This window comes from Candidatus Culexarchaeum yellowstonense (assembly GCF_024707025.1).
Taxonomy (GTDB): domain Archaea; phylum Thermoproteota; class Methanomethylicia; order Culexarchaeales; family Culexarchaeaceae; genus Culexarchaeum.
Window position 1 is genome coordinate 27,905 of record NZ_JANGFQ010000002.1, and the last position, 12,075, is coordinate 39,979.

Below are 12,075 nucleotides of genomic sequence, written 5' to 3' on the forward strand. Positions count from 1 at the left end.
AATTCACCTAACCTTTAATAAACCCATATCCTATTAGTCTCCATCTTCCACCTATCCTCCGACTTATGGCAATCCTAGAATTAACTTCTGCACATATTGGCCTCCTCAATGAAACGTATACGTATCCCCTTGAAATTGAAGTAACTGTACCAAGGGTTGTGGCAGTTCCGGAGTTTATCATTAATTGCTCTTTAATTTTTAACGGTTCAACTTTTTGAGGCTCTTTCAACCCAACAACCCATTCTAACAAGTGAGGTTCAAATGAAAATTCATACCACACTGGTGGGAGAGTTCCTGGCGAACCTAAAACGTTTCCAACAAGAGCATCTGCTTTTGTCAATGAGGGATCCAGTGTAGTTCCAACACCAACAAGACCTCCAGGTCTAGCCACCTTGACGGGCGTTTCACCACTCTTTAGGCTAACTATGCGTGTATATAAGGGTCTATTCTCAATTTTACCATTATGTTCAATGATTAATCCAGGGCTTATTTCAATTTCATCACCAATAGACAATTTCCCTTGAACTATAGATCCTCCAATAACTCCGCCAGATAGCTTATCGAAATCAGTTCCAGGTTTATTTACATCAAAGGATCTTGCAACAAACATCCTTGCAGGCTTTGATTCATCTCGAACTGGAGTTGGAATGTATTCTTCAATTGCTTCGAGTAATACATCTATGTTAATTCCATGTAAGGCGGATACGGGTATTATTGGGGCATTTTCAGCTATTGTTCCTTTGATGAATCTTAAAATTTCATTATAATTTTTAAATAAATCTTCACGTGTAGCTATTTCAACTTTATTCTGAACTATAACTATGTTCTTCACTCCAATTATTTCAAGTGCTATTAGATGTTCACGTGTTTGGGGTTGTGGGCATGGTTGTGTAGCATCAATAACCATCAAAGCTCCATCCATCAATGTAGCACCAGCAAGCATAGTTGCCATAAGCATTTCATGCCCTGGGCAGTCTACAAAGGAAACCCTCCTTAAGATTATGGTATCTGAGCCACATATTGGACATTTAGGTTTTGTAGTGTAGCATTGTGGAGGAGGACATTTTGGGCATTTCCTTATTGTTGCATCTGCATAACCCAACTTTAAAGTTAAACCCCTCTTCAGTTCCTCACTATGTCTTGCAGTCCAAACTCCAGTTAATGCCTGAACGAGGGTTGTCTTACCATGATCCACATGACCAGTAGTGCCAATATTACATTCAGGTTGTTTATACTCAAAGTAATCTGTGGATGAGTTATTTGTCTGCAGGTAAATCACCTTCAACAATCACGGTATTTATTTGAACAATATCTGATGTAATGGTGTTACCTCTAACCGTTTTACGCTTTCTAAGTCCATCCTCCTTGGGTCTAAATCCTGGTGGGTGAGACATTAAAACCCTGTATTTTTTTCCTCCAGGTAGGTATGGTATCATGGGAAAGCCTGCAAAATCGCTGCCGCCAGTAATCTTCAATTTTACATTGGGAAGATTTATTATGGAACCATCAATGATATCTCCGATCTTCATGCCAATTAAGGAGAGAGATAATGGTTCATCAACCTCAAATGATTTCGCAATACCTTTTTTTGGGTCACTTACAACTAAATTAAACTTCACCATAACTACCTCTCACCTCTTTTAATTTTTGATATATCCTTTAACAAATTTATCTCCTCCTCTGAAAGTTTATCAGTAAACTCTTTGAGGAACACCCCAATATGTTCCGAGGGGACATTTACATAAAGAATGTCATTCTCATTTATATGTCTTCCCACCATCATATTACTCTTTATAGAAATTGCAACTTGCATACCTTTAGTAGCTTCTTTCAAAACTTTACCTTTATCTTGAATTTGTAGAATTTCACCAACTACCTTACCGTCATCTTTAATTAATATATATCCTGGCATAATTTTACCAGCAATGATGTCTACTCCGACTATTATAGGTTCACTTCTTCTAAATACACATCCAGGAATTATTCTAATTTTACCTGGGAAAACGAGGGATTCAAACTTCTTTTCTCTTTCCATGGAAACCATTTGCGTGAACCAATTAACATATTCCTCCACTAACCTGTATATTATGATATTTTGGAAAATTCTAACCTTCAATCTTGCAGCTTCCAATTCAGCTTCGGGTAGAACCTTTACATTAAACGCCAATATAACCCCCCTATATGGATCAGATTGACTTACTATAGATGCTTCAACAACATCCCTTTTAGAAACGGGTCCTATATCGGCAATTTTAACGGGAATCTTAAGGTTTTCTAAGTAACTTGTTAAAGCTTCCAAGGAGCCAAGAGTATCGGCTTTTAATATCACCCCATTAACATCTCTAGAAAACTTTATCGAAGAAACCTCTTCTCTAACAAGTGATACTATGTTCTCCAATTTTGATGGATCTTCAACGACAAATAATGGCGCACCGGCAACAGCCCCCTCTATGTCTGGCGCTATTATTTTTACACCAGCAGCGGCGGAAACTTCATCTACCTCAATAAACTTATCCTCCGGGGAACGCATTTCATCTAGCGGTTTAGGCAATAATAATGCTCTTACCCTACTAACTAAGGGTTTTTCCAAACCACCAACAACGATCATGTCTCCACGCCTAATTATGCCATCGTAGATTATAGTATCAAGACTTAAACCTAAACCACGTTCCTCACGGACCTCAAGAACAACACCTTTAGCAGGACCTTGAACAAACCTAAGACGTTCACGCATAAATCGCTGCGATAAGCCCACAAGGATCATTAAAAGCTCAGGGATACCTTCACCGGTTTTGGCACTTGTGGGGACTACGGGGATAGTCTTAGAAAAATCCCTAATTTTATCAAACCTATCTGCATTAAAGCCAAGTCGATAAAGTTCGAAAATAATCTTTTGTTGAAGATCTTCCAATGCTCTAATAACTGAGGCACTCTGCTTCTTGATACTAAAAAGTATTGGTGAGTCAGGAGATGGTTTCCATCCAGGTATTTTATCAACCTTGTTTGCAGCTACTACAAAAGAAGTTTTCCTAGACTTCAAAATTTCAATAGCCTCATAAGTTTGATTTTGAAATCCTTTTGTAATATCAACAACAAGCACTGCAATATCAGCAATGGACCCTCCTCTACGCCTCAAATTCACGAATATCTCATGACCAGGAGTATCTATGAAAAGTAAACCAGGGAAATCCAATTCAATACGCATTGCACTTAGAAGCTCTCCACAAATCTTCTTTAATGCTGATTGTGGTATAAAACTTGCCCCAATATGTTGAGTCATAGTTCCAGGTTCTTTCAAAGCTACTGCAGTACCCCTAATCTTATCTAATAATGAAGTTTTGCCAGCATCTACATGTCCAAGTACACAAACTATTGGTTGCCTAATTCTAGGATTAGACAAATCGAACACACCTTTAACCAAAAGAAGGAAATAATGAATAAAGGTTAAAAATCTTTCTTAATAGCAATTTTTAATAAATTTAGTTGTTTACTAATATGATATCAATTCATGATCTTTGAAAAATAAGTTTATTTCTCTTTCACTATTCTCAGCGCTATCCGATGCGTGTACAACATTACGCGTAACATCCAAACCATAATCCCCCCTAATAGTTCCAGGTAAAGCATTTTGTGGTGACGTCGCTCCAATCATATTCCTAACTTTAATTATAGCATTACTTCCCTCAACCACTATGGCAACAATAGGACCAGAAGTTATGTGCGATATTAGATCTTCAAAGAAAGGCTTATTGCGGTGCATACAATATAGTTCTTCGGCTTTTTCCCTAGATAACTTTACCATCTTAATGCCAATAATCTTTAGACCTCTACGCTCGATTCTACTTATGATTTCCCCAATTAACCCTCTGAGCACACCATCGGGTTTTATTAAAATTAAAGTTCTTTCACTCAAAGCCTATCCCCCATGAAGATTGCTGAATTAATAATTACCTAAAATGACCTTTATTATTTTGCAACAGATTCACCTGTTATTTGATTTAGTAACCCATTTAACATCGGCAGGTTTCCTAGAGAGATATAGCATGTTCTTCCTACATTTACTTGAACAAAAGAATAATACTGACCCATCAGATTTAACGTATAAGATGCCCTCCCCCCTAGGGACGTTCTTACCACAAAAGCTACAACGTCTAGTTGCGCTCATTTATATCACAACCTAACGTGGAGTAAGTTTACGTGCCTCCCTTTCTGTTTCACGTAACATTAGTATGTCCCCTAATCTCACAGGCCCCTTAACATTCCTAGTGATAACTCTCCCCTTATCCTTCCCTTCCAAAACTCTCACTCTTACTTGAATTACTTCGCCAGTAACACCGGTTCTACCAATAATTTGTATGACCTCCGCAGGCGTTGCGTCCGTTGAAGAGCTACTCAAAATAAACACCCTTAAGAAAGGAATTTAAAAGGTGGCATTTTAACCTTTCTTTTCTGCGGTGCTTCCAACCTTTATTTTATTAACTTCAGCTATTATTTCTTCAACTAATTTAGCTGCTCCACCAGCATCTATTATACAAGCTGATGCTGCTGCTATATCTATTCCAGCAGATTGACCAAGCTTAGCTTTACTTGGAACATATAGGTATGGTATTTTACGTTCTTCACAGAGTAGTGGTAAGTGTGCAACAACCTCTGGAGGGTCCACATCTTCTGCGATTAAAACCAGTTTTGCTAGCCCCCTTTCAACAGCTTTAGTTGTTTCATTAGTCCCCTTCTTTATTTTTCCAGTATCCCTAGCTATTTTAAGGGCTTCATATCCCCTTTCTGCGAGTTCTGGTGGAACTTCAAATCTCACGTAAAATGGTTTTGATTTTGCTTTTGACATCATCTCACACCCATTTCATTGAATCATCTAAAATAGAATAAAGGAACTCATTTTTAAATCTTTTTACTGCAAATTTATGGATGAGTATAGTAAAAGGTTAACTCTGCACTATCCTTATTAATGCTATCTACTCTTACGAAACCGAAACGCATAAATTGTATGACTTCACCAATCTTTAGATTTAAACATTGATAATCGCATAAACCTTTAGTTTCACTTGCATCAGGCATTACTATTGTTGCATTTGCATTTCCCTCCAGAGGCAACCAATGTATTATTTTCTGCTCACCTTTAAACTTTAAAGTTTCAACCCCTAGAAATACGCTGTCCACCATATTAGAAGTGTAATCTATATTGGTCACTTTAAAGTTGAGGAGACCCATTAACCTATATGTTTCATCAATCTTCATAGAGTGAGCATCGGATGCCTGAATATAAACGGTTATCGTATTATTCACGGGAGTCACTGATAATATTCTATAACCACGTTCAATATAATTTGGATGTAATGGTATCTTCGCTTCAATTTTAGATAAAACGCCATGAACATTTAATTTAAACTGCGGTGATGCTATGAAAAAGAATCTATTAGCTACAGGTTCTAAGATGCGTCTATTTATTGAGTATAGATTTTCTAGCGATATGGATGCGGATGTAGATTTTATGCCTACACTAAATATAATTTCCCTTATAGCTTCTGGTCTAAAACCACGTCTTCGTAGTGCAGCAAGAGTTCCAAGTCTTGGGTCATCCCAAGATTTGTAAATCCCACGCTTAATGCCCTCAGCAATCTTAGATTTACTTAAAACCCACCCGCTTAGCTTCATCCGTCCAAAATGTATGGCTTCTGGATATACCCATCCAAAGTAATTGAAGATATATTTTTGCTTTATGGTATTTACTTCATGTTCTCTGCCCCTAAGAATATGCGTAACACCCATAAGATGGTCATCAATTGCGCAAGCAAAATTGTAAGTAGGCCACACACAATACTTGTCACCAGTTCTCGGATGAGGCCATTGCTTAACATCAATTATTCTAAATGCAACCCAATCTCTAACAGAAGGATTTGGATGCGACATATCGGTTTTTATCCTAACTACAGCATCACCCTCCTTAAATGAATGATTGATCATCTTCTCCCATAACTCAATGTTTTCCTCAACACTTCTAGATCTACAGGGGCATTCCTTAGAACTAGTCTTATACTTCTTAAAAACTTCAGCTGGACATGTACAGACATATGCATATCCCATCTCCATCAGTTTACGTGCAAGATCATAATATATATCCATTCTATCTGATTGAATGTATAGTTCATCCCATTTAGCACCCAACCAAACTATATCATCCTTGATCATGTCGTAAAATTCCAATACTGGACGTTTAGTCTTTGGATCTGTATCTTCAAATCTTAATATAAATTTACCATTATACATTTTTGCATACTCATAAGACAATATTATTGGCCTTGCACTACCAAGATGTAGTGGCGCATCTGGATTTGGAGCAAATCTCGTTTTAACAATGGGTACCTTATCAGCATTTGGTAGAGGTGGGAGCTTCTTTTCCTCTTCAACAGCTTTACTTTCCTTGATTAACCCTGGCCATCGCTCTTCCAGAAGCTTTTTTTGAAGCTCGATCGTCATACTGTTAACTTCGTTTACTATTCTTTCAACGTGGGGTAACAGAGTTTTAGCAAGTGATCTATACTGCGGTAGCTCACTAAATATTTTTGATAAAACAGCATTAACTTGCGCTTTCCCATCATGCTTATATGCATTTAAAAGAGCATATTTGAAAATTATTGACTCAATGAATTCATCTATCTCCAACAATTTCTCTCACCACCACATTTTGAGATATTACAAATAGATATTTTTGAGGCTTATACTCTATTTGTGTAAAATAGAAAACAACACCATCTGCTTGAGAGAGACCGTAACGGACTTCCCGTTTACCAGTAAAAATTGCAACTAGACGTGTAGATTTATTAACATTCTCTCCAACAGAAACCATTGGCACAACATTTTTCCCTGTAAACTCCCTCAACACGACATGATCGCCAACATTCAAGAATAGAGCTTTCCCATCAATGACTGTACATACATCCTTACATATCACACTTTGTTCGATATTTAAAAAATATTTATATGCATCGTCATAAATCTCCTCAACATAAACATTATTCGGAAACTCTGAATTTAAATTAAGTTGGTTAAGTGATTTTCTAATATACACTTTATTCCCTTCTAGTACCAGAATATTCTTATCTACATCAAGATTATGATTACTCATTTTGATGAAAATTCTGGGAATAATAAGCTTATTCAATTTTTAATAACCTCTAGCTAGTATGTAATCAGCCAGCTCCATTAATATATCTCTATCCTCCCCTTTGGGAAATATTTTCAAAGCCTCCTTAGCTGATAAAACATATTTCTCAGCAAGTGAAGAAACGTAATCAAGAGAGCCTGTCTCTTTTAAAATATTTATTACTTCGTTTAGCTCAATATTACTTAAATCTCTTTTACCATAGTATTTCTTTAACGTTCTCCTTTGATTATCATCACAATTTCTCGCTGCATGTAAAAGAACTAATGTGCATTTACCCTCCCTGACATCGCTGCCAACTGGCTTACCCAAAACTTTTTCATCACCGATCACACCTAAAATATCATCCCTCATTTGGAAAGCCATTCCTATGTTCTCCCCATACTTGGATAGTGCATTCACGGATTCTAGGCTACCCATACCCAATAAACCTCCAATTTCACAAGCAGTTTTAATTAGCACTGCAGTCTTCTTGTAAATCATGTTAAGATAATCCAGCTCGGTAATAGACATATCAAATAGTTTCCCTTCAAAACTCATGTCTAACGCTTGTCCTTCAGCAATAACCGTAACAGCATTAGCCAGTCTACGCATGGATTCCAATATCCTTTCACGATCTATATGTCTAAATGAAAAGCAATGAAAGAATATTTCAAAGGCTTTTGAGAATAAGACATCACCAGCAAGAATAGCCATCGGGACTCCCCATAGTACATGAACTGTTGGTACGCCACGTCTAAATTCATCTCTATCCATTATATCATCGTGTATTAATGTGAAGTTATGTATGAGCTCAATTGAAACAGCAGCAGGCATAATTGCTTCCACATCACCCCCAATAAGCTTACAAGACTGATAAACTAGGAATGGCCTAAGCCGTTTACCACCAGACTTCAATAGATGTTTAGATGCAGAATAAAGATCTTTAGGCTCCAAATTGTCTGGGAGAAAACGCTCAAGACTTATAGCAAATAACTTTTGGAAACTGGTGATACTATCCTGCAGACCCATAATAAATCATCTTAAAAGAGTGAAACTTTGAATAATTAAAGATTTCCACATCTCTTAACATAGATTTCAGATAAAATCCCTCTTGAATGTAACCATTCATACAACCTACCAGTAATTACTATGGGAGATTTCCTTAAATCCTCAACATGTCTAGCGTTAACGAGAAACATTGCAATCTTCAGTTCATTAATAAAATTTTTAATGAAATTGTACACTCCATCAAAACCCCTCTCCAAAACCAATTTAATTATGGGTAATGCTAATCCAACACAATTTGCACCTAAAGCCAGAGCTTTGGCTGCATCGATTCCAGACCTTATACCACCACTTGCAATTATGGGTATATCAGTCACAGACTTAACTTCACATAAACTTGCAGCTGTGGGTATTCCCCAATCCCAAAAAGAATATGCTAAATGTGCACTATCTTCATCACCCATACTTATTGATCTATAATATTCAACGGCAGCCCAACTAGTCCCACCAGCCCCAGCAACATCTATAGCTGAAAAACCTGCATTACATATTTTTAAAGCAGCTTCCATTGAAAAACCGGATCCCGTTTCCTTAGCTATCAATGGTACACCTAAGAATAGTGAGAGGGATTTAACTTTTTCAAGTACGTTAGAGTAGAATGGTTCCCCCTCATGTTGAACAGCTTCTTGAAGAGGGTTAAAATGTATTGCAAGTGCATCAGCATTTATCATATCGACCGCTTTCCTCGCTTCATCAAGACCATAGCCTAAACATAGCTGAGCTGAACCCAAATTTCCAATTATGAAAGCACTTGGGGCGACTTCGCGTACCACAGAGAATGTGTATGATAAATCAGGTTTTTCAATAGCTATTCTTTGGCTACCTACACCCATGCCAATACCCAATTTTTCCACTACTGAGGCTATTATTGAATTAATTTTATGGGATTTTTCGCTCCCTCCAGTCATAGCTGAGATTATTATGGGGGCGCTTAGTTTATGTCCCAAAAAATTTACTGTCAAGTCTATATCATCTAAATTAATTTGTGGAGATGGATCATGGATAAGAGTGACATCCTCAAACAACGTTTTTACATTTTTAAATTCAACATCATACGAATAGCATATTTCAATGTGGTCAGTCTTTCTCCTTTCAATCATTGCAATTTCACCAAAGTAGATATTAATGTGGGGGTTAAATAGGTAACGCTTTCAATCCTTCACATTTTAAATTGGGAATTATTTGGAACAATTCTGCTTCCATAGAAATTGGCATTAACTATTGCTTGAACAATTCTTCCAGGTACCAGTGCATTTACAATGCAAACTTCAATTCCAGATGAACAAATCCTTTCAGCCTCCAACAATTTGTTTTTCATGCCCCCAGTGACGTCAATCCCATATGCACTGTTGGAATTCCAGCTTCTAATAAGCTTTGAAAGATCATTTAGAGTTAGTATTTCAATTAATTTAGCATTAGGATCACGCTTAGGATCAGACGTATATATCCCATCAACATCGCAAGAAAATACAACTTTAAAGGCATTAAACTTTATAGCTAGATATGAACATATTTTGTCACCTGACAGAATACAGAAGCCATACTCATCATCAAATACCACATCACCATAAAGAATGGGGGTGAACCCAAGTTTAATGGCCTTTTTAATTGAATGAAGATTTGAAGTAAAGATTTCACCCTTCCTAGTCGTTATCATGGATGAAGGTTGAAATGGAAAAGGAATGAAACCTGCATTGGAAAATTCGTTGATTACTATTTCATTAAGACGCAACATTGCATAATGGGTTTCAAAAACGCCAAGCAATTGGCTGACGTCTTTAAATCCTTCATTAAGCTTATACTTATATGCATGAGGATGGCCGAAGGATCCTCCACCATGTACTATTATAAAGGAGAATTCATCCATTATCCCGGCAAGTTCATGCGCTATTCTTCGTAAAACATTAACATTCGCAGTTTCATATCCACTTTTTTGCGTTACCACACTTCCCCCAAGTTTGATTACCACCATTTTTTTATTAATTACTGCATTCATCTACATTCACCCCATAATCTGAGATATAAGAAATTATAGCTTTCCCACCATTATCATTAATGGCTTTTAATATGGAAGATACTGTAGACTCATTTGATATAGCAATTATGGCTCCACCTCCACCAGCACCAGTTACCTTAGCACCATATGCGCCAGCATTTCTTGCTGCATAAATTAATCTTTCTAAATTTAAAGTTGAAATTCCGAGAGAGGATAGTAATCCATGTGAGATATTCAAGAGTTCACCTAATCTGTTAATGTCACTGGAAATTAATGCATTAATAGCTTCTTCAACTATCTTATCATTTGCATCGTAAATTAAATTGAAAATGGAAGGATACTTATACTTCAACTTTAATACCTTATTAACCATGTCAGCTGTGGATCTATGTTCAGGGGTTATCCCCAATATTATGGGTGCATTAAACTTTACGTTTAATCGATTAAACCCTTGGGAGCGCCTATATAGGAGTATCCCTCCAAATGCTGAAATTGTGGCATCTATGCCACTAGGCTTTCCATGAGCAAGACTCTCACCTTTAGATGCAAGTTCAATTACATCATATAGATTAAATTTTACGTTGTAAAGTTTCAATATAGCCGCTGAAAAAGCTACGAAGACAGCAGCTGAAGATCCTAAACCAGCACCCATTGGGATTTCACTTTTGATACTGATATCTACACCACGATCAAGAAGATGGTGCTTGAATGAAAATTCATGTAGAATTAGAAGCAATGGTGTGATGGAAGGACTATATCCATGGATATCACCACTAATTATCATATTTATTGGGATTTTAATGGTATTTGGAGAATTAATATCGGATGAGATCGAAATAAAGTTTGAATCGTTAAAATCAGCGAAAACCTTTGCTCTCAAGTTTATAGCAGCAGCTATAGCAAATTTATCTTCAACAACAAAGTGTTCTCCAAAAAGTATTACTTTAGCTGGTGCTGATGCTACTACCATATATTCACCTTAAAAAGGCTATCGATGAGTATCCAACAACGGAAGACATGTCACCAGATGTGTCACCAGATGTAGCGTATTTTAATTTTAGTACTTGCTTAGCCTCTAAGAGTTTAGCAATAGTAATTAATGTGCCAGTAGGGCCTGGGCCGCACATGGAAACCCTTTTCGAATAATATGTTTTGAAGAAGCCGTCAAGATCTAAATTAATAATCCTATCGATTATAAGGGAATCATTCCTATATGCACGTTCATAACTTTCGTAGTGGGAGAAGTCCGTGGAAGCTATAACGACGATTCTCCTATCCTTAATAATTTTAGATATAGCTTCGCCCAACAATATTGAAACTTCTTTATCTTGTATCATCAATGAAATTGGAAGGAATTTCACATTGCCAAACAGATATTGTAGGAATGGCAATTGAACTTCAATTGAATGTTCGTTTATATGGGCAGTATAATCATCTTCTAGAATATCTAGAGAGCTTAGCAAAGCATCCCCCAATTCACTATCTACTTCAGCATATCCAAGTGGAGTCTTCCATAAACCTTTCCTCATAATAGCTAGCGGAGAACCCATGCCAGAATGGTTTGGACCAAGTATTATGAAGGAATCAGGTTTTCCATTTTCTGCGATTACTTTGTAGGCCCAAGCTGCTACAGGGCCGGAGTAAATATACCCAGCATGAGGAACTATGACTCCAATCAACTTCCCAGTAAAGGATTCATTGACTTTAGGTAGCTCTCCCGGACCTATTCTATGAGTAAAACACCATTTGATCTGATCCATAAGATCTTCTCTTGAACCTTCGTAAAAGGATCCTGCGAATGCAGGTTCACGTACAAACATGATTATCAATAAAAGTATTATTTGAAGAATTATAT

14 protein-coding genes are annotated in these 12,075 nt (G+C 36.9%); all 14 read right to left on the bottom strand.

Annotated elements, in window-relative coordinates; genetic code table 11:
* Nucleotides 1–7 precede the first annotated feature (7 nt).
* Nucleotides 8–1,279, bottom strand: a complete 1,272-nt coding sequence (locus MRT15_RS00905; RefSeq protein WP_304327186.1) for a translation initiation factor IF-2 subunit gamma — start codon at nt 1,277–1,279, stop codon at nt 8–10.
* The gene (locus tag MRT15_RS00910; protein WP_304327033.1) at nt 1,257–1,622 is read right to left on the bottom strand and encodes a 30S ribosomal protein S6e; all 366 of its coding nucleotides are present in this window, start codon (nt 1,620–1,622) and stop codon (nt 1,257–1,259) included. Before MRT15_RS00910 ends, MRT15_RS00905 begins: the two co-directional genes overlap by 23 nt.
* 2 nt (nt 1,623–1,624) lie before the next feature.
* Complete coding sequence (gene infB, locus MRT15_RS00915; RefSeq protein ID WP_369684924.1) at nt 1,625–3,409, bottom strand: translation initiation factor IF-2; 1,785 nt, start codon at nt 3,407–3,409, stop codon at nt 1,625–1,627.
* 81 nt (nt 3,410–3,490) lie between these two features.
* Nucleotides 3,491–3,913, bottom strand: coding sequence for a nucleoside-diphosphate kinase (gene ndk / locus MRT15_RS00920; protein ID WP_304327037.1), 423 nt, complete (start codon nt 3,911–3,913; stop codon nt 3,491–3,493).
* 69 nt (nt 3,914–3,982) lie between these two features.
* Entirely contained in the window at nt 3,983–4,165 is a 183-nt protein-coding gene (locus MRT15_RS00925; protein WP_304327039.1) for a 50S ribosomal protein L24e, read from the bottom strand.
* Nucleotides 4,166–4,177: 12 nt separating this feature from the next.
* On the bottom strand, nt 4,178–4,396 hold the full coding sequence (locus MRT15_RS00930; RefSeq protein WP_304327041.1) for a 30S ribosomal protein S28e: 219 nt from the start codon (nt 4,394–4,396) through the stop codon (nt 4,178–4,180).
* Between the two features lie 39 nt (nt 4,397–4,435).
* Nucleotides 4,436–4,843 carry a 50S ribosomal protein L7Ae gene (rpl7ae, locus tag MRT15_RS00935; RefSeq protein WP_304327043.1) on the bottom strand — a complete coding sequence of 136 codons (408 nt, stop codon included), beginning with the start codon at nt 4,841–4,843 and terminating at the stop codon, nt 4,436–4,438.
* 74 nt (nt 4,844–4,917) lie between these two features.
* Nucleotides 4,918–6,681 carry a glutamate--tRNA ligase gene (locus tag MRT15_RS00940; RefSeq protein ID WP_304327044.1) on the bottom strand — a complete coding sequence of 588 codons (1,764 nt, stop codon included), beginning with the start codon at nt 6,679–6,681 and terminating at the stop codon, nt 4,918–4,920.
* A complete protein-coding gene (locus MRT15_RS00945; RefSeq protein ID WP_304327046.1) occupies nt 6,665–7,177 on the bottom strand; it encodes a DUF2118 domain-containing protein in 513 nt (170 codons plus the stop codon). Before MRT15_RS00945 ends, MRT15_RS00940 begins: the two co-directional genes overlap by 17 nt.
* A 3-nt stretch (nt 7,178–7,180) precedes the next feature.
* Nucleotides 7,181–8,188 carry a polyprenyl synthetase family protein gene (locus MRT15_RS00950; protein WP_304327047.1) on the bottom strand — a complete coding sequence of 336 codons (1,008 nt, stop codon included), beginning with the start codon at nt 8,186–8,188 and terminating at the stop codon, nt 7,181–7,183.
* Nucleotides 8,189–8,223: 35 nt separating this feature from the next.
* Nucleotides 8,224–9,324: a type 2 isopentenyl-diphosphate Delta-isomerase gene (gene fni / locus MRT15_RS00955; protein WP_304327049.1), complete on the bottom strand. Its 1,101-nt coding sequence runs from the start codon at nt 9,322–9,324 to the stop codon at nt 8,224–8,226.
* Nucleotides 9,325–9,383: 59 nt separating this feature from the next.
* Nucleotides 9,384–10,220, bottom strand: coding sequence for an isopentenyl phosphate kinase (locus tag MRT15_RS00960; RefSeq protein WP_304327051.1), 837 nt, complete (start codon nt 10,218–10,220; stop codon nt 9,384–9,386).
* Nucleotides 10,204–11,190, bottom strand: coding sequence for a mevalonate kinase (mvk, locus tag MRT15_RS00965; RefSeq protein WP_304327053.1), 987 nt, complete (start codon nt 11,188–11,190; stop codon nt 10,204–10,206). The genes MRT15_RS00960 and mvk overlap by 17 nt, the downstream gene beginning before the upstream one ends.
* A gap of 4 nt (nt 11,191–11,194) precedes the next feature.
* Nucleotides 11,195–12,040: an AmmeMemoRadiSam system protein B gene (gene amrB / locus MRT15_RS00970; protein WP_304327055.1), complete on the bottom strand. Its 846-nt coding sequence runs from the start codon at nt 12,038–12,040 to the stop codon at nt 11,195–11,197.
* Nucleotides 12,041–12,075: the final 35 nt, after the last annotated feature.

Bases quoted from the DNA above. Each gene is read 5' to 3' on its own strand.
- MRT15_RS00910 (WP_304327033.1), bottom strand. From the start codon at position 1,622: ATGGTGAAGTTTAATTTAGTTGTAAGTGACCCAAAAAAAGGTATTGCG.
- MRT15_RS00925 (WP_304327039.1), bottom strand. From the start codon at position 4,165: ATGAGCGCAACTAGACGTTGTAGCTTTTGTGGTAAGAACGTCCCTAGG.
- rpl7ae (WP_304327043.1), bottom strand. From the start codon at position 4,843: ATGTCAAAAGCAAAATCAAAACCATTTTACGTGAGATTTGAAGTTCCA.
- MRT15_RS00950 (WP_304327047.1), bottom strand. From the start codon at position 8,188: ATGGGTCTGCAGGATAGTATCACCAGTTTCCAAAAGTTATTTGCTATA.
- fni (WP_304327049.1), bottom strand. From the start codon at position 9,324: ATGATTGAAAGGAGAAAGACTGACCACATTGAAATATGCTATTCGTAT.
- MRT15_RS00960 (WP_304327051.1), bottom strand. From the start codon at position 10,220: ATGAATGCAGTAATTAATAAAAAAATGGTGGTAATCAAACTTGGGGGA.
- mvk (WP_304327053.1), bottom strand. From the start codon at position 11,190: ATGGTAGTAGCATCAGCACCAGCTAAAGTAATACTTTTTGGAGAACAC.
- amrB (WP_304327055.1), bottom strand. From the start codon at position 12,040: ATGTTTGTACGTGAACCTGCATTCGCAGGATCCTTTTACGAAGGTTCA.